Below are 21,204 nucleotides of genomic sequence, written 5' to 3' on the forward strand. Positions count from 1 at the left end.
CGGTGGCCGCGAGGGTCGGCGCGCATCGTCGTCACCGTCAGCCCAGGACCCACCCCGCAAGGAGCCCCCGATGCCCGCCCTCCGCACCTCCCTCGTCGCGCTCGCCGTCGGCGGCGCCGCCGTCGCGACCGGCGTCGTCGCGACGACCGCCGCCACCGCCGCCCCCGCGCCCGTGGCCGCCGTCGATGCCGTGAGCGCCGCGAACGCCGACGACGCCGCCCCGCAGGCTCGCATCCACCCCGGCCGCGCCTGGTGGAAGAAGCTGAGCGACACCCAGCGCCAGTGCCTCGAGGACGCGAAGGTCACCCGACCGGTCGGCCCGCTCGACGACGCCGAGAAGGCCGCGCTGCGCGAGCAGGTGACCGCGGCCGCTCAGACGTGCGGCGTCGAGCTGCCCTTCCCCAAGGCGCGCGCCTTCTGGGGCAGCCTGAGCGACACCCAGAAGCAGTGCCTCGACGACGCGAAGGTCACCCGCCCCTGGGGGCCGATGACCAAGGACCAGCGCCGCGAGGTGCGCGCCGACCTCGAGGCGGCCGCGGAGAAGTGCGGCGTCGAGCTGCCCCAGAAGCCGGCCAACCGCGTGCCGGCCACCTCCCCCACCCCGGCGCCCACCGCCTCCTGACGCACGACGCGGGCTACACCGCAGTACGTGACGCTCCAGCGACACGTACTGCGGTGTAGCCCGCGCTGCGGTGCCTCGGGGTCAGGCCGTGACGTGCGCGTCCGTGACGGCGAGGGCACGGTCGAGGATGTCGAGGCCCTCGGTCAGCTCCTCGGCGGTCGTCGTGCACGGCGGCACGACGTGCAGCCGGTTGAAGTGGGTCATCGGCCACAGGCCCTCGGCCTTGCACGCGGCCATCAGCTCGCCCATCGGCTTCGCGGCCTCGCCCGAGGCGTTGTAGGGCACGAGCGCCTCGTTCGTCGTCGCGTCCTTGACGAGGTCGAGCGCCCAGAACATCCCGAGGCCGCGAACCTCACCGACCGAGGGGTGCGCGGCGCGGATCTCCTCCAGGCGCGGCCCGATGACGGTGTCGGCCATCTTCCGGACGTGCTCGAGGATGCCCTCCTCCTCGAAGATCCGCATCGACGCGACGGCCGAGGCGCAGGCCAGCGGGTGGCCGGAGTAGGTGAGGCCGCCGGGGTAGGGGCGGTCGTCGAACGTGGCCGCGACCTTGCTCGACATGACGACGCCGCCGAGCGGCACGTAGCCGCTGTTCACTCCCTTCGCGAAGCAGATGAGGTCGGGCGCGAGGTCCCAGTGGTCGACGGCGAACCACTCGCCGCAGCGCCCGAAGCCGGCCATCACCTCGTCGGCGATCCAGAGGATGCCGAACTCGTCGCACAGCTCGCGGACGCCGGCGAGGTAGCCGTCCGGCGGCACGAGGATCCCGTTGGTACCGACGACGGTCTCGAGCATGATCGCCGCGATCGTCTGCGGACCCTCGACCATGACCGTGTCGCGCAGGTGCTGCAGCGCGCGCTCACACTCCTGCTCCGGCGAGGTGGAGTGGAACGCCGACCGGAAGGGGTACGGGCCCCAGAAGTGCACGAACCCCGGTGCGCCGGGCTCGGACCCCCAGCGGCGCGGCTCGCCGGTCGCGAGGATCGAGCCGCTCGTCGCGCCGTGGTAGCTGCGGTACGTCGTGAGGATCTTGTGGCGGCCGGTGTGGATGCGCGCCATCCGCATCGCGTTCTCGGTGGCCTCCGCGCCGCCGTTGGTGAAGAAGACCTTGTCGAGGCCCTCGGGGGCGCGCTCGGCGATCATCCGCGCGGCCTCGGAGCGCGACTCGTCGGCGAAGCTCGGCGCGATGGTGCACTGCCGGGCCGCGGCCTCCTGGATGGCGGCGACGAGCTTCGGGTGCTGGTAGCCGATGTTGACGTTGACGAGCTGGCTCGAGAAGTCGAGGTAGCGCTTGCCCTCGAAGTCCCAGAAGTACGAGCCCGACGCGCCGGCGATCGGCAGCGGCGCGATCTGGGCCTGCGCGGACCACGAGTGGAAGACGTGGGCGCGGTCGTCGCGCGCGACCTGGGCGCCCTTCTCGCTGTCGGGCTGGACGTCGGGGGAGGCGAACTCGGTCATCGGGCGGCCTTTCGGGGTCGGGCTGAGGCGAACTGGTCGGGGTCGGTGCGTCAGGCGGTGGGGCGGTACGGACGTGTCGTGCGGGTGGTCCAGTCGGCGACGAGCAGCGGGTCGAGGTAGAAGCCCTGCTCCTCCGCCCAGGCCAGGTGTGCCTCGACCGCCGGTGTGCCCCAGGCGTGCTCGTCGCGGGCGAGCATCCAGAGGGCGGAACGGTCGGGCGTGCCGACGAGCGCGGTGGAGTAGTCGTCGGCCAGGCGCATCACCCAGTAGTTGCCCTCGGACGACACCGGGACGAAGCGGACGAGTCCGCCGAAGCGCACCCGCAGCCGGTCCTTGCTCTCCTCGGCGCCCTCCGCCGGGGTGGCCGAGCCGTCGATGGAGTGCTCGAGCTCGTCGCCGCGGTGGCTCTCGTTGTGCACGCCGACCGAGCCGTCGACGTGCAGCGTGTACTCGGCGATGCTCACCGTCGCGTCGTCCTGGAAGGTCATCGGCAGGCGGGCGAGCTCGTACCAGCGGCCGGCGTACCGGGCGAGGTCGACGGACCCGGCCGTGGGCGGCGGCGGACGGTCGTCGCCGCGGACGAGGTCGACGACGCGGTCGACCGCACCGCTGACGATGTTCGCGGCGGTACGCAGGGGATCGCCGGGCAGCAGCTCGCTCATCCCCTCACGGTAGGCGAGGAGACCCGGCGCGCGCCCGCCCGGAGCGGACGGCGCCACGTCAGCCCGGCAGCGTGAAGATCGTGCGGTGCCACGGCTTGTGCGCCTCGCCGGTGATGTCGTGCATGACGTGCTTGACGTTCGTGTACTCGTCGAACGAGTACGCCGACATGTCCTTGCCGAAGCCCGAGGACTTGTACCCGCCGTGCGGCATCTCGCTGATGATCGGGATGTGGTCGTTGACCCACACGCAGCCGGCGGCGATCTCGCGGGTCGCGCGGCCGGCGCGGTAGGTGTCGCGGGTCCAGGCCGAGGCGGCCAGCCCGAACTCGGTGTCGTTCGCCAGGCGGATGGCCTCGTCGTCGTCGTCGAACGGGACGACGACGAGCACCGGGCCGAAGACCTCGTCGCGCCAGATCTCCGAGTCCAGCGGCACGTCGGCGACGACGGTCGGCGCGTAGTAGCAGCCCCGGGCGAGGTCGCCGCCGGGGGTCGCGCCGCCGCGGACGACGCGGGCGTACCCGCGGGCGCGCTCGACCATCCCGGCGACCTTGTCGAGGTGCGCGCGCGAGGACAGCGGGCCGAGGTCGGTGGCCGGGTCCGCCGTCGGGCCCATCCGCACGGAGCCGTAGAGGTCGGCGACGCCCCGGACGAACTCGTCGTACACGGAGCGGTGGACGATGGCCCGCGCCGCAGCGGTGCAGTCCTGCCCGGCGTTGATGAGGTTGCCGGCGACGGCGCCGTGGACCGCGGCCTCGAGGTCGGCGTCGTCGAACACGACGAACGGCGCCTTGCCCCCGAGCTCGAGGTGGACGCGCTTGCCGGTGGCCGCGGCCGTGCCCATGACCCGGCGGCCGACGGCGGTCGAGCCGGTGAACGACGTCATCGCGACGCCGGGGTGGGCGACGAGGTGCTCGCCGGCGACCGGCCCGGTGCCGGTGACGACGTTGACGACCCCGGGGGGCGCGCCGGCCTCCGTGAAGGCCTCGGCGAAGGGGAGCGAGGTCAGCGGCGTGATCTCGGCCGGCTTGAGGACGATCGTGTTGCCCGCGGCGATGGCCGGCAGCACCTTCCAGGCGGCCATCTGAAGGGGGTAGTTCCACGGGGCGATCGAGCCGACGACGCCGATCGGCTCCCGGCGGATCGTGCTCGTGTGGTCGGCGGAGTACTCGCCGGTGGCCATGCCGTCGAGGCGGCGGGCGGCAGCGCCGAAGAACGCGGTGTTGTCGACGGTGCCCGGCACGTCGAACTCGCGCGCGAGGCGGATCGGCTTGCCGGCCTGGCGCGACTCGAGCTGTGCGAGCTCCTCCGCGCGCTCATCGAGGATGGCCGCGGCCTTGAGCAGGACGGCGGAGCGCTCGGCCGGGGTCGCGCGCGACCAGTCGGCGTACGCGGCGGTGGCGGCGTCGACGGCGGCGTCGACGTCGTCGGTGCCGGCGAGGACGACGGACTCGACCACCTCGTCCGTGCCGGGGTCGAGGACGTCGAAGCGCTCGCCCGTGCTGCCGGTCCGCCGCTCACCGGCGATGTACTGGTGCATGCCGGCGAGCATACGGGTGCGCCCCCGCTGCCGGAAAGGGCAGCGGGGGCGCGATGAGACGACGGATTCCGTCGCGGTGGGGCGCGACGGCTGGTCGCATCAGTGCTGGTAGGTCCCGTGGATGACTGCTCGGCCGAGGGTCTTGAAGGCGAGGTTGAACGAGACGACGGCCGGCGAGGCGTCGGCGTCGACCCCGAGCGTGGGCTCGGAGACGGCGTGGACGACGAGGTAGTAGCGGTGCGGCACGTCGCCCTCGGGCGGGGCGGCGCCCGTGAAGCCGTGCTCGCCGCCGTCGTTGCGGACGTGGAAGGCCTTGCCGGGCAGCTCGCCCGCCGCGGCGCCGGCCGGCAGCGACGTGACGTCGGCGGGCACGTCGACGAGCACCCAGTGCCAGAAGCCCGACGGGGTGGGGGCGTCCGGGTCGAAGACGGTGACGACGTAGCTCTGCGTGCCCTCGGGGGCGCCGCTCCAGGAGACCTGCGGTGAGGTGTTGCCCTGGTCGGCGACCTGGTCGTCCTTGAGGGGCGCGCCGTCGGTCACGTCCTCGCTGGTCACCGTGAAGGACGGGACGGCGGGCAGCATCTCGTACGGGTTCGGGGCGGTGGGGCGCTCGAGGCTCATGCGGTCATCTCCTGCGACGTCGGGGGGGTGCGGTCCCTGTGGCCAACCCCGCGGTGCCCCCACTTATTGCGAGTTCGACCGCCAGGCACGCCTGGGGACGGTGTGTCGAGCGGCCGAACTCGCAATGAGTCGGGAAGGGGGCGGGGGTCACCAGGAGCTCTTGGTGACCCCCGGCAGCTCGCCACGGTGGGCCATCTCGCGCAGCCGGACCCGCGAGAGCCCGAACCGGCGGTACACCGCCCGCGGCCGGCCGTCGACGACGTCCCGGCTCACGAGACGGGTCGGGGAGGCGTCGCGGGGGAGGCGCTGCAGCCCGAGCCGGGCCGCAGCGCGCTCCTCCTTGCTCGCGCGCGGGTCGCTGGCCGCCCGCTTGAGGGCGGCCCGTCGCTCCGCGAACCGGGCGACGACCGCGCGCCGTCGCTCGTCGGCGACGCGCAGGCTCCGCTTGGCCATCAGCGCGACTCGCGGAACTCGACGTGCCGGCGGACCTTCGGGTCGTACTTGCGCAGGACGAGCCGCTCGGGGTCGTTGCGCCGGTTCTTCTCGGTGACGTAGCTCGTGCCCGTCCCCGCGCTCGAGCGCAGGATCACCTTCGGGCGGACGTCGGCGGACTTCTTCGCCATCAGAGCTTCACTCCCTTCCGGAGCAGGTCGGTGACGACCGCGTCGATGCCGCGGGCGTCGATGGTCTTGATGCCCCGGGCGGACACCGTGAGCCGCACGAACCGGCCCAGGCTCGGCACCCAGTAGCGCTTGTGCTGGACGTTGACGTCGAACCGGCGCTTGGTGCGGCGGTGCGAGTGCGAGATGCGGTGGCCGAAGCCGGGGGTGGCTCCGGTGACCATGCACGTGCGGGACACGGGTGGGACCTCCTGGGTGGTTGCGGTGGCGCGGCCACCTTGACATATAATGAGAACCGTTATCAAACTATTCCCGACCCGGAAGGAGGGGCGCGTGCGTCCCGGCATCCACCCGCGCTACGAGCAGGTCGTCTTCCGCGACCGCTCGACCGGCGCGATGTTCCTCACCCGCTCGACCCGCGTGCCCGAGGCGACGGTCGAGCTCGACGGCGCGACCTACCCGGTCATCGACGTCGAGGTCTCGGCCGACTCCCACCCGTTCTGGACCGGACGGGCCCGCACCCTCGACAGCGAGGGCCGTGTCGAGCGGTTCAACCGTCGCTACGGCCGGCGCGGGAGCGCGTCGTGAGCCGCGTCCCCGTCTTCCTCGTCACCGGCCTCGACGCCGACTCGATGGCCGCCGCGACCATCGGCCTGCAGTTCGACCTGCCGGACGCCGTCGTCGTCCGGCACGACCTCGACGCCGCGGCCGGGCACCTCGTGCGGACCGTCTCGGACCTCACCGGGCTGCTCGAGCGCGAGGTCGTGCCGCTCGAGCACGCCTGCTCCAGCTGCGCCGTGCGCGAGGACGTCCTGCCGACCCTGGAGCGCCTCGGCTCCCTCGGGCGCTGGGGCGCCGTCGTCGCCCACCTGCCGGTGGCCGCGGACGGGCTCTCGGTCTGCCGCGTCCTCGGCTGGGACCCCGCGGTCGCCCCGAGCGTGCGCATCGCCGGGGTCGTCGCGGCCCTCGACGGTGCCCGCGTCCTCGACGACGTCCTCGGCGACGAGATCCTCCCCGAGCGCGACCTCGGGACGCTCGGGACCGACCGGCGCGGGGTGGGCGAGGTGCTCGGCGGGATGGTCGAGTACGCCGACCTCGTGGCCCTCTTCGGCGAGACGCCCGATGCCGGGGTCCAGCTGGTCACCCACCTCGTGCGCCCCGGCGCCCTCGTGACCCGCGACTGGCCCGGGCTGCGGGCCGAGCAGCTGCTGCCGGGCCTGCACGACCACGACGCCACCGAGGCGTGGGTCGGCGAGGTCCACGACGGCCCGAGCCGCGCCGCCGAGGGGCGCCACGTGTGGAGCCTCGAGCTCATCGCCGACCGGCCCTTCCACCCGCAGCGCCTCCACGACCGCGTCGACGTCCTCGGCGGCGGCCCGTTCCGTTCGCGCGGGTGCTTCTGGCTGGCCAGCCGGCCGGGCGCCATCGGCGTCTGGGACGGCGCGGGCGGGCAGCTGAGCGTCGGCCTCCAGGGGGAGTGGGGGCGCTCCCGGCCGATGACGCGCCTGCTCGTCACGGGCCTGCGGGAAGACGACGCGCGCGAGGAGCTGCGCCGCGTCTTCGTCGAGTGCCTGCTCACCGATGCCGAGCTCGCGGCGCGCGGCCCGTACTGGGACGTCGCCGACGACGGTCTCGAGCCCTGGCTCGGCCCCATCCGCCGGGTCGCCTGACCCGGTCGACCACCCACCCGAGAGAAGGAGGCCCGCCGTGGCCGTCCCCAAGCGCCGCACGTCGCGCAGCAACACCCGTCACCGCCGGGCGAACTGGAAGGCCGCCGTGCCCGACCTCGTCCCCGTCACGGTCGACGGCCGCGAGGTCGTCGTCCCCCGTCGCCTCGTCCGGGCCGTCGCCGAGGGGCGGGTGGAGGTGCGATGAAGGTGCGCGCGAGCATCCGGTCGCTCAAGAACGCGCCCGGGTCCCAGGTCGTGCGTCGGCGCGGCCGGGTCTACGTCATCAACCGCCAGAACCCGCGCTTCAAGGCGCGCCAGGGCTGAGGGCCGTCGGCGGCGGCCCGCGCGCCGCCCGACACAGGGGTTCGTCCACGAGACCCCGGCTCCGAGCCGGGGTCTCGTGGACATTTCGGGGTGACCCCGAAAAGGGGAGGCGCGAGGGGCGCGTGGGGCGGGGACGCGAACGGGGCGCCGACCGGACGGTCGGCGCCCCGTTCGGGCGTGTGCTGCTGCGTCAGCCGTTGACGGCGCGCTTGAGCTGCGCGGCGGCCTTGAAGCCGACCGACGTCGACGCGGCGATCTGGATCTCGTCGCCGGTCTGCGGGTTGCGGCCGGTGCGGGCGGCGCGCTCGCGGGTCTCGAAGCTGCCGAAACCGGCCAGCTTGACGTCCTCGCCCTTGGCGAGGTGCTCGACGACCACGTCGAGGGCCGCGTTGATGATCTCCTCGGCGGCGGACGCGGAGACGTCCGTGCGCTGCGAGACGGCCTGGGCGATGTCCTTCTTGGTCGACATGGGACCTTTCCTCGTTGTCGTGTGGTGCTGAAGTTCCGACGCTACCGCCGGGGTGTGTCCGGCGGCGTCAACGGTCAGTCTGCCGGGTCCGTTCCCCCATCGGGCCACTGGTCCCCCCACCCGGCGTGGCGCGCGGCCCGGTAGCGCGGGCCCTGACGCCTGCTGACGACCTCCGCGGAGGCGCTCCCGTCGGCACGGCAGAGCTCCAGCCGGACCAGTCCCTTGCGGGTCTGCGGATGCCGCAGCACCCGTCCCGCGGGCAGGTCGGCGAGGGCCGGGCCGCGCCGCGCGACGACGTACGACACCTTCTCGTCCTCGTGCCCGAGCGCCGCCCCCTTGAGACGGCGGTGCAGCGCCGTGCGGTCGAGCCGGACGGCCAGGTGGCACCAGTCGCCGGCGGCGGCGAGGGGGCAGGCGAGCTCGTGCGGGCACGGGGCGAGGACGTGCCAGCCGGCCGCGAGCAGCCGGTCGCGCGCCGCGACGACGGCCGCGAACCCCCGCGGCGTCCCGGGCTCGACGACGGCGACGACGTCCGCGGCGTCCGCGGCGGCGTCGACGACCCGCTCCTGCAGCCCGGCGTCGAGCTCGCCCAGCAGGTAGGCGACGGTCGCGAGGTCGGCCGCCGGCAGTGCGGCGCCGTCCCCGAGGTCCCGCCGCGTCCAGCGGGCGCCGCTCACCGCGGGCGGCCCGTGGTGCCCCACCGCCTTCCCCACCGCCAGCGCGTCGGCGGAGCCGTCGACGACCTCCACCGACGCCAGCCCCTCGAACGCCTCCGACACCGCCCACGCCGCGGCGCCGGTGCCACCCCCGACGTCGACGAGCGAGCGCGGGGCGAGGTCGGGGGCGACCTCGAGCGCGTACCGCAGGACGCGCGCGACGGCGGCGTGCGTCGCCGGCATCCGGTAGGCGGCGTAGGCGGTGGCCGCCACGCGGTCGGCCAGCACCTGCTCGGCCGGCGGCCTCCCTGACCGGTACACGTCGATGAGCCGGGTCGTCGCCCGGCGCAGGGCCTCGGCGTCGGCGCCGTCGAGGACGGCCTCGAGGGCGCGGTTCAGCGGAGCGGGCACGCCCCATCCTCCTACGCTGGGAACGGTCCCCCGCAGGAGGTCGGATGTCGCGCCGCATCCTCGTCGTCGACGACGAGCCCGAGATCCGCACCGTGCTGCGCGCCTACCTCGAGGCCGAGGGCCACCTCGTCGCCGAGGCGGCCACCGGCGCCGAGGCGCTGCGCCGGGCGCTCGCGACCGACGGCAGCGCCCCCGACCTCGTGCTGCTCGACATCGGCCTGCCGGACCTCGACGGCCTCGACGTGCTGCGGACGCTGCGTCGCTCGTCGGACGTCTACGTCGTCCTCGTCACCGCGCGCGCCGAGGAGGTCGACACGCTCGTCGGGCTCGCGACCGGGGCGGACGACTACGTGACCAAGCCGTTCAGCCCGCGCGAGGTCGTCGCACGGGTCCGGACCGTGCTGCGCCGCAGCCGCGCGGCGGACGGCCCCGGCGCGCCGGCGGACGACGGCGTCCTGCGCCTCGACGGGCTGGAGCTCGACCCGGCCCGCCGCGAGCTGCGCGTCGAGGGGCGCGACGTGCGCCTCTCCGCCCTGGAGTTCGACCTCCTGCACGCGCTCGCCGCCTCTCCCGGACGGGTGTTCAGCCGGGCGCAGCTCCTCGAGGAGGTCTGGGGCTACGACTTCTACGGCGACCCCCGGGTCGTCGACGTGCACGTCCGCAGCATGCGCCGCGCGCTCGGCGACGACGCCGCAGACCCGCGCGTCATCGGCACCGTCCGCGGGGTCGGCTACAAGCTGCTGCTGCGTCCCGAGGGGGAGCCGTGAACCGCGTCGCCGTCCGCCTCGTCCTCAGCCACCTCGTCGTCGCTCTGCTCGGCGGGCTCGCGACCGTGCTCGTCGTGCGGGCGCTGACGCCGGTCATCTTCGACCGGACGGCCGGCATGGGCGGGATGATGATGGGCCGCGGCCCGGGCTCCGGCACGCAGCAGCAGGTGCGCACCCAGGTCGCCGACGCGGTGACGCAGGCGATCGGCGTCGGGCTGCTCGTCGGCGTGGTCGCCGCCGCCGGCTTCGGGGCGCTCGCGGCGACGCGTCTGGTCCGCCCGCTGCGCCGGGTGGGGGAGACGACCCGCCTCATCGCGCAGGGCCGGTACGACGTGCACGTCGAGCCGCCGCGCGAGCGGGAGCTCGCCACGCTCGCCGACGACGTCAACACCCTCGGCCGCGCGCTCTCGGAGACCGAGGCGCGGCGGACGCGTCTGCTCGGCGAGGTCGCCCACGAGATGCGCACGCCGCTCACCGTCGTCGACGGCTACGTCGAGGGGATGATCGACGGCGTCCTGCCGACCGGCCCCGAGCAGCTCGGCAAGGTCGCGGACGAGGTCCGGCGGCTGCGCCGGCTGGCCGAGGACCTCTCCGCGCTCTCGTGGGCCGAGGAGGGCCGGCTCGCGCTGGAGCCCCGCCCGACGGACGTCGCGGCGCTCGTCACCGCGGCGGGCGAGCGGCTGCGGCCCCAGGCGGAGGACGCCGGCCTCGACCTCGTCCTCGTCGTGGGCGGACCGGTGGAGGCGGTCGTCGACCCGGACCGCGTCGCCCAGGTCGTGACCAACCTCGTCGGCAACGCGGTGCGCGCCACGCCCGCCGGCGGTCGCGTCGAGGTGGCCGTCTGGGCCGCGTCCGGGAGCGCCGTCGTCACCGTCGAGGACACCGGGGAGGGCCTGGCCGCCGAGGACCTCGAGCGCGTCTTCGAGCGCTTCTACCGGGTGCCCGGGCGTCGCCGGTCGGGTGCGGACACGGGGTCGGGCATCGGTCTGACGATCGCGCGCGACATCGTCCGCGCCCACGGCGGCGACCTCGTCGCGACCTCGGACGGCCCCGGGCGGGGTGCTCGCTTCGAGGTGACCCTGCCGCAGCAGGGAGGCGGCAGGGTCACGCGCGGTCCGGCCGGGCCCGGGGCCTGATCCGGAGGTGGGCGTCAGCCGGCGTCGAGCATCGGGCAGTCCGTCGTCCGGGAGTTCCCGGCGCCGCCCCCGGCGCCCCGGCCCCCGCGGCCGGACATCATCCCGCCGCGACCCCGGCCGGCCATGCCGTCGGAGGACCCGGGGCCGGACATCGTGCCGGTGACGGTCTGCCCGTCGGCCGCGGCCGTGAAGGCCCGCAGGTGCATCTGCGACCCGCGGACGAGGCGGCCGAGGACGGCGTCGACGTCGCTCGGGAGGTCGGCGGCGATGGTCTTCTCGAGGTCGGCGATGTCCCGCTGCTCGAGCGCGACGCCGACGTCGTACGCGTCGTCGAGCGAGCGCCGTGCCTTGGCCCACCAGGTGTCGTAGAGCTGCTGCACGGCCGGGTCGGCGTAGTGCCCGGCGGCCGAGCCGTCGGCGGGGTCGGTGACCCCGTAGCGGTCGAGCAGGCCCGACACCGCGTCGAGGTGGCGCTGCTCGCTCGTCGTGATGCGGCTGAACGGCAGGGCGCCGTCGTAGCGGTCGGCGATCGCGGCGTAGAGGTCGCGGGCCATCCGCTCCTCGTCGCTCGCGAACCGCAGCGCGTCGGTGAGGGCGGGGGTGGCGGTCGCGGTCCCCGCGGTCGGGGTGGCGGCGGAGGACTGGCCGGCGGCGAGCCCGACGGCGAGCAGGGCTCCGGCCCCGATCGCGGCGAGGGTGGCGGTGCGGGTGCGTCCCATGGTGTGCTCCTGGGGGTCGGTGGGATGGTGACGACCCATGGCACCGCGGGCGTGTGAAGCGCCCCGGACGGCCGGTGCGAAGCCTTCGTGAAGGTGCCCGCGGGGATGAACTCGCGCCTCCGGGGCGTTCTCCCTCTCGACAGCGCGTCCGGGAATATACCCATAGGGGTATCCTGTTGACCGATCCGAACCCGTTCCCCCGACTCCGAGGAGCTGACATGGCCACCGTGGACCTCACGGCCGAGACCTTCGAGAAGACCGTCACCGACGAGGGCATCGTGCTCGTCGACTGGTGGGCGTCCTGGTGCGGCCCGTGCCGCCAGTTCGCGCCGACGTACGAGAAGTCGAGCGAGGCGCACGACGACATCACCTTCGGCAAGGTCGACACCGAGGCCGAGCAGGCGCTCGCCGGCGCCGCGCAGATCACCTCGATCCCGACGCTCATGGGCTTCCGCGACGGCATCCTCGTCTTCCGCCAGGCCGGTGCGCTGCCGCCCGCCGCGCTCGAGCAGGTCGTCGAGGGCATCAAGGGCCTCGACATGGACGAGGTCCGGGCTCAGGTCGCGGCCCAGTCCGACGCGAACTGACGGTCGCGCTTGACGGTCTGAATACCCCTGGGGGTATTCTTCCGTCATGACGCGCACCATCGACATCCCCACCCTCGCCGCCCGCCACGCCGACGGCGCGTTCGTCCTCGACGTCCGCGAGCCGGCCGAGTACGTCCGGGGCCACGTCCCCGGCGCCGTGCTCGCGCCGCTCTCGCGGGTCGCCACCGTCCTCGGGTCCATCCCGAAGGACCGCACCGTCCACGTCGTCTGCGCGAGCGGCAACCGCAGCCGCGCCGGCGCCGACCTGCTGACCGGGCTCGGCTACGACGCGGTGAGCGTCGAGGGCGGCACCTCGGCCTGGGCCGCCTCCGGGCGACCGCTGGTCACCGGCCGCCAGGCCGCCTGAGACAGGAGAACCCCCGTGTCCGCACCCGCTCGCCCCACGTCAGGTACCGCGGGGGGTACGCTCGACGCCTTGTCGTCGATCGCCCCCGGAGGCCCCAGCATGGAGCTCGACCCCACCGAGATGCAGGCCGTCGTCAAGCGGCTCAAGCGGGCGCAGGGCCAGATCGGCGGCATCCTCAAGATGATCGAGGACGGCCGCGACTGCCAGGACATCGTCACGCAGCTCGCCGCCGTCTCGAAGGCCCTCGACCGGGCCGGCTTCGCCGTCATCGCCCTCGGGCTGCGGCAGTGCATCACCAACCCCGAGGCCGGCTCCATGGACGTCGAGTCGATGGAGAAGCTCTTCCTCTCGCTCGCCTGACCGGGAGGTCGTGATGGACTCCGTCGCCTGGGACGCCCGGTACTCGGGCTCCGACCTCGTCTGGTCCGCCGGCCCGAACACGTTCGTCGAGGAGCTCGTCGGGCCGATGGCGCCGGGGTCGGTGCTCGACGTCGCCGCGGGTGAGGGCCGCAACGCCCTCTGGCTCGCCGAGCGCGGATGGGACGCGACGTCGGCCGACTTCTCGCCGGTCGCCGTCGAGCGGGCGCGCGACATCGCCGGCCGGCGGCTCGGTGCCGACGCGGGGCCCTTCCGGGCGCTGGTCGCCGACGCGCTCGAGCCCCTGCCCACGGCGCCCTCCGGCGACGGCTACGACCTCGTGCTCTTCGCGTACCTGCAGCTGCCCGACGCGCAGTGGCGCCGGGCGCTGGCCCGCGGCGTCGAGGCCGTCCGGCCCGGAGGCGCCGTGCTCGTCGTGTGCCACGCCTCCCGCAACCTCGCCGACGGCGTCGGCGGGCCGCAGGACCCGGCCGTGCTCCACGACCCGGACGACGTCCTCGCCGCGGCGGCCGACCTGCCCGTCGAGGTCGTCTCGTCCGACCTGCGCGAGCGGGTCGTCGACGGCGCCGACCGGCCGGCCCTCGACACGGTGGTCCTCCTCCGTCGGGTTGCCGACTAGGTACCCCCGGGGGTATGCTGTCGACGTACCCCGAGACCCCGTCCCCGAGGAGGACCCCCCATGTGCCGAGCCGTCAGCTGCCGCAAGTGCGGGAAGACGACGTGGGCCGGCTGCGGCCAGCACGTCGACCAGGTGATGCGCGGCGTGCCGTCGTCCGACCGCTGCAAGGGCCACGAGGGCGAGCCGAGCACCGGCTTCCTCGGCAAGCTGTTCGGCCGCTGAGCCGCTCCGACCGCCGCGCCGCCCCGTCGGGTGGCGCGGCGTCGTCGTGCCCGGGGTGATGGCGCCCCCGGTGGCGCCGGACGTGGGGTGATCACCCCACCTCCCGCGCCACGGAGCGCGCCGCGACGACCACCACGGTGCGCACCCTGCGGGTCGACCCTGGTTCGTCCCTGACTCCCCGTCGGGGCCCGTGACTTCTCCCGCGCCGTCGAGCAGGCTTCTCCACGCCGCACGATCCCGACGTGGAAGGACCCCCCGAGTGACCGCCTCGCCCGCACCCGTCACCCCGACCGCCGCCGACCGCTTGCGTCGTCACCTCGGCGCGTGGGCGGCCGTGCTCCTCACCGTCGCGGTCTTCGTCGTCCCGGCCGGCGTGGTCGCCCTGCGGGGCTTCGGCGGCGAGCCGGCCCTGCGGTCCGCGGTCGTCTCGGCGTTCGTCGGCGCCGACCTGTCCGCCCCCGTCGCGGGTTCGTCGGACCTCGCGGCGCTGGTCGCCACCTGGCGGGAGTTCCACCTCGTCAAGGCGCTGCTCGCCGGCCTGCTCGTGCTCGTCCTCGTGGGTCTGGTGTCGTCGGTGCGCCGACGGGCCGAGGCCTCCGTGCCCGGCCGCCGGCGTCGGGTGCTGCGGTCGGCCTACGCCGGCGCGCTGGTCTGGCTGCTCGGGGCGCTCACCCTCCTGCTCGCCAACCTCCAGGGCGCGGCGGCGCCGTTCGCGTCCGTGGCCTCCTTCCTCCCGCCCGGCGGCACCGGTGCCGTCGGTGGGGTGCTGGGCGACCTCGGCGGAGCGCTCGAGGCCGGCTCCCCGTCGTCGGTCGGGGGTGTCGTCGGGGAGCTGCTGCGCGACTTCACCTGGTACCACGCGGTGTTCGCGGTCCTGGCCGCCGTGACCGGCACAGCGCTCTGCGTTGAGGCAGTCCGTGCCGTGTGGCGCCGGTGGCGTCTGCGTGGTCCGCGGTCGGTCGGGCAGCCGACGTGGCTCCTGCGGGCGGGTCTCCTCGGCGGCGCCGGCGCGGTCTTCCTGCTGCTCGCGCTCGCCAACGTCAGCACCTGGCTCCGACCCGTCCCCGCCCTCGTGGCCTCTCTCGACGGCTGACGCCGCACGCCCGCACAGGAGAAGCAGCATGAGCACGACCTCCAGCACCGTCCCCGTCCCCGCGCCGGCGCCGACCCGCACGTCCGGCCCGAGCCGGCTGGTCGGGGGCGCAGCGATCGCCGTCGCGGTCGGGATCGTCACCGAGAACGCCGTGCTGGCGGCGGCCGGCGCACCCGGCTACGACGCGCCGATGGGCGAGGTGGTCGCCTACTACGCGGCGCAGCGCGGTCCGGTCGCCGTCGCGACCGGCGTCGTCGCCCTCTACCTGCCGCTGCTGCTCCTCCTCGTGACGGGCCTGCACGGCCTCGTCGAGCGACGCGGAGGGGCGGGCGCTTTCTGGTCGCGCCTCGCCGTCGCCACCGGCGCGTCGGCGGTGGCCGTCCTCGTGCTCGTCAACGTGCTCCAGGTCGGGCTGGCGCTGTCCGCGGACGCCTCCTTCGGGCCGTCGCCCGCCGCCGAGCTCGTCTGGCGAGCGCACGCCGCCGCCTTCGCCCTCGCCCTGCCGATGCTCGGCGTCACGTCCGTCGCCACGGCACTCGCGGCGCACGCGAGCGGGTTGACCGGGTCGTGGCAGCGCGGGCTCGGCCTCGCCGGTGGGGTGCTGATGCTCCTGGCCGGCCTCGCGACCGTCGCGGTCGCCGACGGCTCGCCCCTCCTGTTCGTCGGCCTCCTCGGCCTCGTCCTCTGGCTCGGCTGGCTCCTCGCGACAGGCGTGCGGCTCCTCAGGTGGGGCGGGCGGAGCCGGTGACGAACCAGCCCCAGGCGCGCATCGGGCCGGGGGCGATGTAGCGGGCCCGGTCGAGCGTGACCTCGAACCCCGCCGCCTCGATGACCCGCGGCAGGTCGCGGTCGACGTGGCAGCCGCCGGGCATCCGCCCCCACACCGGCTGGACGAACCGCTGCACCCGGACCGTGCCGGGGTCCGGGGCGAGCGAGTGCTCGACGAAGTGCAGCGCGCCGCCGGGTCGCAGCACCCGCCGGGCCTCGGCCAGGGCGCGCTCGACCTCGGGCACCGTGCAGAGGGCCCACGCGGTGACGACGGTGTCGACCGAGCCGTCGGCGAGCGCGGAGAGGTCGGCGGCGTCGGGGGAGACCCGCTCGACCGGCCGGCCGAACGCGGCGACGCGCGACGACGCGAGCTCCCACGCGAGGTCGGAGGGGTCGGCGACGAGCACGCGGGTCACGGCGGCCGGGTAGTGCTCGAGGTTCGGGCCGGAGCCGAACCCGATGTCGAGTACGACGCCCTGCGCCCGCGCGCAGACCGGTGCCCGCCAGCGGTCGACGTCCGCGCCCTGGCAGGCGCGGTGCGTCAGGCGCGGCAGCACCCGCTCGTCCCACCACCGGCGCGGCCCCATGGGGTCAGTGTGTCCCACGGGGTCGCGCCCGGACGAGCCGGAGGAGGCTCGCGTCAGTGGTGGCCCTTGAGGATCATCCGCATGATCCGCACGTTGAACACGGCGAACCGGACGATCTGGAGCGGCAGGCTGCGGCGCTTGCGCAGCGTGCTCGCGGTGGGCAGCGGCGCCGTCGAGAGGTCGGCGACGGGGTCGGGGGTGTGCGTCTGGTCCATGGTGCTCACTCCGGGATGAGGTGCCAGCCGAGCCGGCCCTTGGCCTTGTGGATGAAGAGGTGGTGGAGCATGAGCTTCACCCAGTGCCCCGAGAGGCCGAGCTCGCCACGGGTGTCCGCGGTGTCGCGACCGGTGGGGTAGCGGGAGTAGTCGGGGACGACGGGCATCATCGTCATCGCCGCGGCCGAGCCGCGTCGCATCCCGGCGCCCGCGGACGCGACGCACGCCGCGCCCATCCGGGCCATCGAGGCCTCGTGGGCGGGCCGGTCGGCGCCGTGCTTGATCCGGTCGACGATGGTGAGCGCCGCCGTCTTGCCCATGACGCCCGAGGGCATGCCGGTGCGCGGCGGTGACGGGGCGATGACCGTGCCGTTCGGGCTCGTGCGCGGGCGCGAGATCTGGTGCGGCGGCGCGAAGGCGATGCCCACGGCGAAGACGTTGTCGTAGCCCGGGGCTAGGTAGGTGAGCGGCCAGTCCTCGCCGCGCCACTCCTCGTAGGGCTTGGCCGTGTAGTCGGCGTCGACGCGCATGAACCCGCTCGGGGCGAACATCCGGTCCGTGATGTCCCCGCCGTCGCGGTCGTAGGCCTTGAGCGGCACGCCACCGAACGGCGGCAGGAGCATCCCGAAGTCGAACGCGAGCTCGTGCATCTCGCCGTCGAGCGTCTCGTAGTGGATGACGCCGGGCTCGATGCGGTGGACGTGCGCGCCGAGGATGGCCTCGACGCCGCGCTCGCGGAACAGGCTGGCGGTCCACATCTCCGAGGTGGTCTCGAAACCCCTCTCCGCGAACGTCATCCCGTCGACGCCGAAGTCGCCGAGGGCGGCCTCGTTGCTCAGGTAGACGACGCGGGCCATGTCCCGGACGCCGGCCTCGCGCAGCTCGTGGTCGACGTTGAAGACGTACTCGAACGCCGCTCCCTCGCAGGTGCACGTGCCGTGGCCCATGCCGACGACGATCGTCCGGTGCTCGCCGGCCTTCATCCGGTCGATGGCGGCGCGCAGCTCGGCGGCCGCGTGCACCGCGTGGTCGGCCGTGCAGACCGACACGGTGTGACCGCCGTCCGGGCCGAGGCCCTCGGTCATGCCGAACTTCAGCTGTGGCCCCGTGGCGTTGACGAGGTAGTCGTAGCGCAGCCGCTGCTCCTCGCCGTCGCGCTCGGGGGAGGTGTGCACGACGTCGACCGCGCCCCGCGCGTCGTCGGCGTCACCGTCGGGGCGGATCGCGACGGCCTTCGCCTGGACGAAGCGGATCCCCTTCTTGCGGTAGACCGGCGCGAGGGGGAAAACGACGTCCTTCTTCGCCATCTTCCCGACCCCGACCCAGATGTTGGACGGGATCCAGTTCCAGCGGGAGTTGGGTGACACGACGGTCACCGTGTGGCCCTTCGGCAGCAGGCGGCTCAGGTGCAGGGCTGCGGTGTGCCCCGCGACGCCCGCGCCGAGGATGACGACATCGGCCATGGCTTCACGTCTCCTTCGACGAGTGGGTGGTCGGCTGCACCATATACCCAGGGGGGTATCCCCTGCCGGTGATTCGGATAACCGGTGACGTATACCTCATGGGGTATATGCTCGAGCCGTCCGGCCGGACGAGCGGCGCCGGGTCGGGTGGTCTACCCGGCGCCGTGCCCGGCCCCCTCCGGACCCCGCGACCACCGTCCCCAGACCATCGCGCGGAGGTGTCCGTGAGCCAGCTCCCGCCGAGCGACCCGGACCGGCCGCGCACCGTCGTCGTCGGCGACCTCGAGGCGACCCGGCGTGGCCGCTCGCCGCTCGCCGCCTGGGCCGGCGAGCACCGGGTGGGCGTGCTGGACGACTCCGGGGCAGGGGACCGCGAGGTGCCGGCGCGGTGCGGATGCTCAGCGAGTTGATACCCATGGGGGTATACAGTCGAGTGATGGCGACCGCGGCGGCCCGCAGGGGCCGGGAAGGACCACGACGATGACCGGAACCACGACCGTGCAGGTCCCCGCGGCGACGGTCCCGTCCCCCGACGGGCGCTCGCTGGCGCACCTGCCCGTCACCCTGTTCTCGTCCGTCATGGGGCTCGGCGGGGTGTCGCTGGCCTGGCGTCGTGCGGCCCACGTCTACGAGCTGCCGGCGTGGCCGGCGCAGGGCTTCCTCGCCCTCGCGGCGCTGACCTTCGTCGTCGTCGGCACCGCCTACGTCGTCAAGTGGGTGCGCTTCCCGGCCGCCGCGCGCGCCGAGCTGCGCCACCCGGTGCGGATGACCTTCGCGCCGACCGTCACCATCGCGCTCCTCGTGCTCGCGACGGCCGGCCAGTCCTTCGCGCCGGGGGTCGCGTCGGTCCTCTGGTGGGCGGGGGCGGGCGGTCACCTCGTGGCGACCGTCGCCGTCGTCAGTGCGTGGTTCGGGCGCGCCGATATCGTCCACGGCTCCGTGACCCCCGCGTGGTTCATCCCGGTCGTCGGCAACGTCATCACGCCGCTGGCGGCGCGCGAGCTCGGGTCGGTCGAGCTCGCCCGGTTCGCCTTCGGTGTCGGAGTGGTGTTCTGGGTCGCCCTGCTGCCCCTCGTGCTGCAGCGGGTGCTCCTGCACGACGCCGCGTTCCCCGAGAAGCTCCTGCCGACGATCGCCATCTTCGTCGCGCCCCCGTCGGTGGCGATGCTCTCGTGGGGCGCGCTGACCGGGTCGGTCGACGACCCCGTCGGCGTCCTGCTGTTCTCCGCCTCGATGTCGTTCGTCGCGATCCTCCTGGCCCAGGCCGGCCGCCTGCGGCGCATCCCGTTCGCCGTACCGTACTGGGCCTACACCTTCCCGCTGGCGGCCGCCTCGGCCGCGGCGGTCGCGATGGCCGGCGCCCGGCCGCAGGTGGTCTATGACGTCGTCGCCGTGCTGCTCCTCGGTGCGACGAGCGTGCTCGTCCTGGTCGTGACAGGGTTGACCGTGCGGGCGGCGGCCCTGGGCCGGATCTGCTTGCCGGAGTGAGGAGTCGATGATGTCCGCCGACGTGCTGCCGGGGTGGCGGAGGGTGCTCGCCGTTGTCGCCCACCCGGACGACGAGTCCTTCGGGCTGGGGGCGCTGCTCGACGCCTTCGGGTCCGCGGGCGCCGAGGTGTCCGTGCTGTGCCTGACCCGGGGTGAGGCGTCGACCCTCGGCGAGGTCGAGGGCGACCTGGCGTCGGTACGTGACGCCGAGCTCCGTTCTGCCGCGACGGCGCTGGGCGTCGCGCACACGTCCTCGCTCGCGCATCCCGACGGAGCGCTGCCCGCGGTCCCTGATGAGGTGCTCCGCGGCGACGTCGCGGCCGAGGTGCGGCGGGTCGCGCCCGACGGACTCCTCGTCTTCGACCTGGTGGCCGGCGTCACGGGGCACGCCGACCACGAGGCCGCGTCGGTCGCCGCCGTGGCCGTCGGCGCCGATCTCGGTGTGCCGGTGCTGGGGTGGGCGCTGCCCTCCGGGGTCGCGGCGACGCTGCGGGACGAGACCGGGGGCGGGTTCGCCGGGCACCCGCTCGACGAGCTCACCGAGGTGGCGGTCGACCGGACCCGGCAGCTGGCCGCGGTCCGGTGCCACGCGACCCAGGCCGTGCCGGGCAGCGTGCTCTGGCGCCGGCTGGAGCTCCTCGGCGACCGCGAGTACGTGCGCCGCCTCGCCTGAGGGCGACCGGGTCAGCGGGTGGGGTCGACGAGGACCATCCCGCGCGAGCCGGCCTCGCCCATCCGCGCGAGGAGGGCGCCGGCCTCGGCGAGCCCGACCGGGTCGCCGGGAGCGAGGAGCGCGCCGAGGTCGAGGCGTCCCGCGGCGACGTCGTCGAGCAGGCCCGCGTAGTCGGCGGCGGCCATCCCGTGGCTGCCGAGCACGTCGAGCTCCCAGCCGATGACGCGCTCCATCGGGACGGTCGCGGACCCGGCGGCGGTCGGCAGCAGGCCGACCTGGACGTGGCGGCCGCGGCGTCCGAGGGCGAGGATCCCGGTGCGGCAGGCGGCCGGTGACCCGACGGCCTCGATGCCGACGCGCGCGCCGCCGTCGGACCAGCCGGCGACGGCCGCGACGAGCTCGGCGGGGTCCAGCGCCGCGTCGAGGGTGAGCTCGGCGCCGAGGGCCTCGGCGCGGGCGCGGGAGGCGGGATCGAGGTCGGTGGCGGCGACACGGGCGCCGGCCGCCACGGCGATCGCGACGGACGCGAGCCCGACGCCGCCGCACCCGCTGACGAGGACCGTGTCCCCGGGCGCGACCCGGCCGCGTGCGACGACGGCCCGGTGGGCGGTGGCGACGCGGCAGCCGAGGCCGGCGGCGACCTGCGGCGGGACGTCGTCAGGGAGGGCGACGAGGTTGGTGCCGGCGGAGTGGACGACGACGCGCTCGGCGAAGCATCCGGGGTCGGTGAAGCCCGGCTGGCGCTGGTGGGGGCAGACCTGGCCGTCACCGGCCGCGCACGTGGGGCACGCCCCGCAGGCCTGGACGAAGGGAGCGGTGACGGGGCGGCCGACCCAGGCGGGGTCGACGCCGTCGCCGACCGACTCGACGACGCCGGCGAGCTCGTGCCCCGGCACGTGGGGGAAGGTGGCGATGTCGTCGTCGTGGCCCATCCAGCCGTGCCAGTCGCTGCGGCAGAGGCCGGCGCTCAGGACCCGGACGACGGCGCCGCCCGCCGGGGCGGTCGGGTCGGGGAGCTCGGTGACCCGCAGGGGCTCGCGGAAGACGTCGTAGACGAGGGCTCGCACGGGGC

31 protein-coding genes are annotated in these 21,204 nt (G+C 74.8%); 17 read left to right on the plus strand and 14 right to left on the minus strand.

Annotation, left to right across the window (positions count from 1 at the left end; genetic code table 11):
- Positions 1–70: 70 nt before the first annotated feature.
- Entirely contained in the window at positions 71–622 is a 552-nt protein-coding gene (locus KMZ30_RS15245) for a hypothetical protein (RefSeq protein ID WP_215513194.1), read from the plus strand.
- An 81-nt stretch (positions 623–703) separates the two neighbouring features.
- Here KMZ30_RS15245 and KMZ30_RS15250 read toward each other — a convergent pair whose 3' ends face one another.
- From KMZ30_RS15250 to rpmB, 7 genes are all read right to left on the minus strand, one after another.
- The gene (locus KMZ30_RS15250) at positions 704–2,080 is read right to left on the minus strand and encodes an aspartate aminotransferase family protein (protein WP_215513193.1); all 1,377 of its coding nucleotides are present in this window, start codon (positions 2,078–2,080) and stop codon (positions 704–706) included.
- 50 nt (positions 2,081–2,130) lie between these two features.
- Complete coding sequence (locus KMZ30_RS15255; RefSeq protein WP_215513192.1) at positions 2,131–2,742, minus strand: lipocalin family protein; 612 nt, start codon at positions 2,740–2,742, stop codon at positions 2,131–2,133.
- Between the two features lie 58 nt (positions 2,743–2,800).
- Positions 2,801–4,279, minus strand: coding sequence for a gamma-aminobutyraldehyde dehydrogenase (locus KMZ30_RS15260; protein WP_215513191.1), 1,479 nt, complete (start codon positions 4,277–4,279; stop codon positions 2,801–2,803).
- Between the two features lie 99 nt (positions 4,280–4,378).
- A complete protein-coding gene (locus tag KMZ30_RS15265) occupies positions 4,379–4,900 on the minus strand; it encodes a YbhB/YbcL family Raf kinase inhibitor-like protein (RefSeq protein ID WP_215513190.1) in 522 nt (173 codons plus the stop codon).
- A gap of 147 nt (positions 4,901–5,047) precedes the next feature.
- Complete coding sequence (gene rpsN / locus KMZ30_RS15270; RefSeq protein ID WP_215513189.1) at positions 5,048–5,353, minus strand: 30S ribosomal protein S14; 306 nt, start codon at positions 5,351–5,353, stop codon at positions 5,048–5,050.
- The gene (gene rpmG, locus KMZ30_RS15275) at positions 5,353–5,523 is read right to left on the minus strand and encodes a 50S ribosomal protein L33 (RefSeq protein WP_173027316.1); all 171 of its coding nucleotides are present in this window, start codon (positions 5,521–5,523) and stop codon (positions 5,353–5,355) included. The genes rpsN and rpmG overlap by 1 nt, the downstream gene beginning before the upstream one ends.
- Entirely contained in the window at positions 5,523–5,744 is a 222-nt protein-coding gene (rpmB, locus tag KMZ30_RS15280) for a 50S ribosomal protein L28 (RefSeq protein WP_226902657.1), read from the minus strand. Before rpmB ends, rpmG begins: the two co-directional genes overlap by 1 nt.
- 109 nt (positions 5,745–5,853) lie before the next feature.
- Here rpmB and KMZ30_RS15285 point away from each other — a divergent pair, with 109 nt between their 5' ends.
- Genes KMZ30_RS15285 through ykgO form a run of 4 tightly spaced genes read left to right on the plus strand, consistent with a single transcriptional unit; the run spans position 5,854 to position 7,514 of the window.
- On the plus strand, positions 5,854–6,108 hold the full coding sequence (locus KMZ30_RS15285) for a type B 50S ribosomal protein L31 (protein WP_215513188.1): 255 nt from the start codon (positions 5,854–5,856) through the stop codon (positions 6,106–6,108).
- The gene (locus KMZ30_RS22415; protein WP_215513187.1) at positions 6,105–7,190 is read left to right on the plus strand and encodes a CobW family GTP-binding protein; all 1,086 of its coding nucleotides are present in this window, start codon (positions 6,105–6,107) and stop codon (positions 7,188–7,190) included. Before KMZ30_RS15285 ends, KMZ30_RS22415 begins: the two co-directional genes overlap by 4 nt.
- A 37-nt stretch (positions 7,191–7,227) precedes the next feature.
- Positions 7,228–7,395, plus strand: coding sequence for a 50S ribosomal protein L32 (rpmF, locus tag KMZ30_RS15295; protein WP_215513186.1), 168 nt, complete (start codon positions 7,228–7,230; stop codon positions 7,393–7,395).
- On the plus strand, positions 7,392–7,514 hold the full coding sequence (ykgO, locus tag KMZ30_RS15300) for a type B 50S ribosomal protein L36 (RefSeq protein WP_207022169.1): 123 nt from the start codon (positions 7,392–7,394) through the stop codon (positions 7,512–7,514). The genes rpmF and ykgO overlap by 4 nt, the downstream gene beginning before the upstream one ends.
- 190 nt (positions 7,515–7,704) lie before the next feature.
- Here the strand turns inward: ykgO and KMZ30_RS15305 are convergent, their stop codons facing one another.
- Positions 7,705–7,983, minus strand: a complete 279-nt coding sequence (locus KMZ30_RS15305; protein WP_030526270.1) for an HU family DNA-binding protein — start codon at positions 7,981–7,983, stop codon at positions 7,705–7,707.
- Positions 7,984–8,057: 74 nt separating this feature from the next.
- Positions 8,058–9,050, minus strand: coding sequence for a small ribosomal subunit Rsm22 family protein (locus KMZ30_RS15310; RefSeq protein ID WP_308279767.1), 993 nt, complete (start codon positions 9,048–9,050; stop codon positions 8,058–8,060).
- 44 nt (positions 9,051–9,094) lie between these two features.
- Here KMZ30_RS15310 and KMZ30_RS15315 point away from each other — a divergent pair, with 44 nt between their 5' ends.
- Together KMZ30_RS15315 and KMZ30_RS15320 are read left to right on the plus strand one after the other, a co-directional pair.
- A complete protein-coding gene (locus KMZ30_RS15315; protein WP_215513185.1) occupies positions 9,095–9,817 on the plus strand; it encodes a response regulator transcription factor in 723 nt (240 codons plus the stop codon).
- Positions 9,814–10,953, plus strand: a complete 1,140-nt coding sequence (locus tag KMZ30_RS15320) for a sensor histidine kinase (protein ID WP_215513184.1) — start codon at positions 9,814–9,816, stop codon at positions 10,951–10,953. The genes KMZ30_RS15315 and KMZ30_RS15320 overlap by 4 nt, the downstream gene beginning before the upstream one ends.
- Positions 10,954–10,967: 14 nt before the next feature.
- Here the strand turns inward: KMZ30_RS15320 and KMZ30_RS15325 are convergent, their stop codons facing one another.
- On the minus strand, positions 10,968–11,672 hold the full coding sequence (locus tag KMZ30_RS15325; RefSeq protein WP_215513183.1) for a ferritin-like domain-containing protein: 705 nt from the start codon (positions 11,670–11,672) through the stop codon (positions 10,968–10,970).
- Between the two features lie 218 nt (positions 11,673–11,890).
- On the opposite strand from KMZ30_RS15325, the gene trxA reads away from it, so the two are divergent.
- From trxA to KMZ30_RS15360, 7 genes are all read left to right on the plus strand, one after another.
- Entirely contained in the window at positions 11,891–12,259 is a 369-nt protein-coding gene (gene trxA / locus KMZ30_RS15330) for a thioredoxin (protein WP_030526272.1), read from the plus strand.
- Positions 12,260–12,305: 46 nt separating this feature from the next.
- Complete coding sequence (locus KMZ30_RS15335) at positions 12,306–12,626, plus strand: rhodanese-like domain-containing protein (RefSeq protein ID WP_215513182.1); 321 nt, start codon at positions 12,306–12,308, stop codon at positions 12,624–12,626.
- Between the two features lie 99 nt (positions 12,627–12,725).
- A complete protein-coding gene (locus KMZ30_RS15340) occupies positions 12,726–12,986 on the plus strand; it encodes a metal-sensitive transcriptional regulator (protein WP_173027326.1) in 261 nt (86 codons plus the stop codon).
- Between the two features lie 13 nt (positions 12,987–12,999).
- Positions 13,000–13,623, plus strand: coding sequence for a class I SAM-dependent methyltransferase (locus tag KMZ30_RS15345; protein ID WP_215513181.1), 624 nt, complete (start codon positions 13,000–13,002; stop codon positions 13,621–13,623).
- 60 nt (positions 13,624–13,683) lie between these two features.
- Positions 13,684–13,845 (plus strand): DUF8730 family Cys-rich protein, encoded by a 162-nt coding sequence (locus KMZ30_RS15350; protein ID WP_173027328.1) that lies wholly within the window; start codon positions 13,684–13,686, stop codon positions 13,843–13,845.
- Positions 13,846–14,104: 259 nt separating this feature from the next.
- Positions 14,105–14,938, plus strand: coding sequence for a hypothetical protein (locus KMZ30_RS15355; RefSeq protein ID WP_215513180.1), 834 nt, complete (start codon positions 14,105–14,107; stop codon positions 14,936–14,938).
- A 28-nt stretch (positions 14,939–14,966) separates the two neighbouring features.
- Positions 14,967–15,686: a hypothetical protein gene (locus tag KMZ30_RS15360; RefSeq protein WP_226902636.1), complete on the plus strand. Its 720-nt coding sequence runs from the start codon at positions 14,967–14,969 to the stop codon at positions 15,684–15,686.
- Here KMZ30_RS15360 and KMZ30_RS15365 read toward each other — a convergent pair.
- The 3 genes from KMZ30_RS15365 to KMZ30_RS15375 are packed head-to-tail and all read right to left on the minus strand — an operon-like array spanning position 15,661 to position 17,971.
- Complete coding sequence (locus tag KMZ30_RS15365; RefSeq protein WP_215520056.1) at positions 15,661–16,293, minus strand: class I SAM-dependent methyltransferase; 633 nt, start codon at positions 16,291–16,293, stop codon at positions 15,661–15,663. The two genes, KMZ30_RS15360 and KMZ30_RS15365, sit on opposite strands and share 26 nt — an antisense overlap.
- 53 nt (positions 16,294–16,346) lie before the next feature.
- Entirely contained in the window at positions 16,347–16,517 is a 171-nt protein-coding gene (locus KMZ30_RS15370) for a hypothetical protein (RefSeq protein WP_215513199.1), read from the minus strand.
- Positions 16,514–17,971 (minus strand): NAD(P)/FAD-dependent oxidoreductase, encoded by a 1,458-nt coding sequence (locus KMZ30_RS15375; protein WP_215513178.1) that lies wholly within the window; start codon positions 17,969–17,971, stop codon positions 16,514–16,516. Before KMZ30_RS15375 ends, KMZ30_RS15370 begins: the two co-directional genes overlap by 4 nt.
- A 224-nt stretch (positions 17,972–18,195) precedes the next feature.
- On the opposite strand from KMZ30_RS15375, the gene KMZ30_RS15380 reads away from it, so the two are divergent.
- The 3 genes from KMZ30_RS15380 to KMZ30_RS15390 all read left to right on the plus strand — a co-directional run bounded on the left by KMZ30_RS15380 (position 18,196) and on the right by KMZ30_RS15390 (position 20,132).
- A complete protein-coding gene (locus KMZ30_RS15380; RefSeq protein ID WP_215513177.1) occupies positions 18,196–18,381 on the plus strand; it encodes a hypothetical protein in 186 nt (61 codons plus the stop codon).
- A 70-nt stretch (positions 18,382–18,451) separates the two neighbouring features.
- Complete coding sequence (locus KMZ30_RS15385; RefSeq protein ID WP_215513176.1) at positions 18,452–19,459, plus strand: SLAC1 anion channel family protein; 1,008 nt, start codon at positions 18,452–18,454, stop codon at positions 19,457–19,459.
- Between the two features lie 10 nt (positions 19,460–19,469).
- The gene (locus KMZ30_RS15390; protein ID WP_226902634.1) at positions 19,470–20,132 is read left to right on the plus strand and encodes a PIG-L deacetylase family protein; all 663 of its coding nucleotides are present in this window, start codon (positions 19,470–19,472) and stop codon (positions 20,130–20,132) included.
- A gap of 11 nt (positions 20,133–20,143) precedes the next feature.
- On the opposite strand, the gene KMZ30_RS15395 is transcribed toward KMZ30_RS15390, so the two are convergent.
- Positions 20,144–21,199: an alcohol dehydrogenase catalytic domain-containing protein gene (locus KMZ30_RS15395; protein ID WP_215513175.1), complete on the minus strand. Its 1,056-nt coding sequence runs from the start codon at positions 21,197–21,199 to the stop codon at positions 20,144–20,146.
- Positions 21,200–21,204: the final 5 nt, after the last annotated feature.

Source organism: Phycicoccus mangrovi, assembly GCF_018729305.1.
Taxonomy (GTDB): Bacteria; Actinomycetota; Actinomycetes; order Actinomycetales; family Dermatophilaceae; genus Phycicoccus; species Phycicoccus jejuensis.

What these genes read in the sequence shown, in the direction of transcription:
- KMZ30_RS15245 (WP_215513194.1), top strand. Translation starts at nt 71, where the DNA reads ATGCCCGCCCTCCGCACCTCCCTCGTCGCGCTCGCCGTCGGCGGCGCC.
- KMZ30_RS15250 (WP_215513193.1), bottom strand. Translation starts at nt 2,080, where the DNA reads ATGACCGAGTTCGCCTCCCCCGACGTCCAGCCCGACAGCGAGAAGGGC.
- KMZ30_RS15255 (WP_215513192.1), bottom strand. Translation starts at nt 2,742, where the DNA reads ATGAGCGAGCTGCTGCCCGGCGATCCCCTGCGTACCGCCGCGAACATC.
- KMZ30_RS15260 (WP_215513191.1), bottom strand. Translation starts at nt 4,279, where the DNA reads ATGCACCAGTACATCGCCGGTGAGCGGCGGACCGGCAGCACGGGCGAG.
- KMZ30_RS15265 (WP_215513190.1), bottom strand. Translation starts at nt 4,900, where the DNA reads ATGAGCCTCGAGCGCCCCACCGCCCCGAACCCGTACGAGATGCTGCCC.
- rpsN (WP_215513189.1), bottom strand. Translation starts at nt 5,353, where the DNA reads ATGGCCAAGCGGAGCCTGCGCGTCGCCGACGAGCGACGGCGCGCGGTC.
- rpmG (WP_173027316.1), bottom strand. Translation starts at nt 5,523, where the DNA reads ATGGCGAAGAAGTCCGCCGACGTCCGCCCGAAGGTGATCCTGCGCTCG.
- rpmB (WP_226902657.1), bottom strand. Translation starts at nt 5,744, where the DNA reads ATGGTCACCGGAGCCACCCCCGGCTTCGGCCACCGCATCTCGCACTCG.
- ykgO (WP_207022169.1), top strand. Translation starts at nt 7,392, where the DNA reads ATGAAGGTGCGCGCGAGCATCCGGTCGCTCAAGAACGCGCCCGGGTCC.
- KMZ30_RS15305 (WP_030526270.1), bottom strand. Translation starts at nt 7,983, where the DNA reads ATGTCGACCAAGAAGGACATCGCCCAGGCCGTCTCGCAGCGCACGGAC.
- KMZ30_RS15315 (WP_215513185.1), top strand. Translation starts at nt 9,095, where the DNA reads ATGTCGCGCCGCATCCTCGTCGTCGACGACGAGCCCGAGATCCGCACC.
- KMZ30_RS15325 (WP_215513183.1), bottom strand. Translation starts at nt 11,672, where the DNA reads ATGGGACGCACCCGCACCGCCACCCTCGCCGCGATCGGGGCCGGAGCC.
- trxA (WP_030526272.1), top strand. Translation starts at nt 11,891, where the DNA reads ATGGCCACCGTGGACCTCACGGCCGAGACCTTCGAGAAGACCGTCACC.
- KMZ30_RS15335 (WP_215513182.1), top strand. Translation starts at nt 12,306, where the DNA reads ATGACGCGCACCATCGACATCCCCACCCTCGCCGCCCGCCACGCCGAC.
- KMZ30_RS15340 (WP_173027326.1), top strand. Translation starts at nt 12,726, where the DNA reads ATGGAGCTCGACCCCACCGAGATGCAGGCCGTCGTCAAGCGGCTCAAG.
- KMZ30_RS15345 (WP_215513181.1), top strand. Translation starts at nt 13,000, where the DNA reads ATGGACTCCGTCGCCTGGGACGCCCGGTACTCGGGCTCCGACCTCGTC.
- KMZ30_RS15350 (WP_173027328.1), top strand. Translation starts at nt 13,684, where the DNA reads ATGTGCCGAGCCGTCAGCTGCCGCAAGTGCGGGAAGACGACGTGGGCC.
- KMZ30_RS15360 (WP_226902636.1), top strand. Translation starts at nt 14,967, where the DNA reads ATGAGCACGACCTCCAGCACCGTCCCCGTCCCCGCGCCGGCGCCGACC.
- KMZ30_RS15365 (WP_215520056.1), bottom strand. Translation starts at nt 16,293, where the DNA reads ATGGGGCCGCGCCGGTGGTGGGACGAGCGGGTGCTGCCGCGCCTGACG.
- KMZ30_RS15375 (WP_215513178.1), bottom strand. Translation starts at nt 17,971, where the DNA reads ATGGCCGATGTCGTCATCCTCGGCGCGGGCGTCGCGGGGCACACCGCA.
- KMZ30_RS15385 (WP_215513176.1), top strand. Translation starts at nt 18,452, where the DNA reads ATGACCGGAACCACGACCGTGCAGGTCCCCGCGGCGACGGTCCCGTCC.
- KMZ30_RS15390 (WP_226902634.1), top strand. Translation starts at nt 19,470, where the DNA reads ATGTCCGCCGACGTGCTGCCGGGGTGGCGGAGGGTGCTCGCCGTTGTC.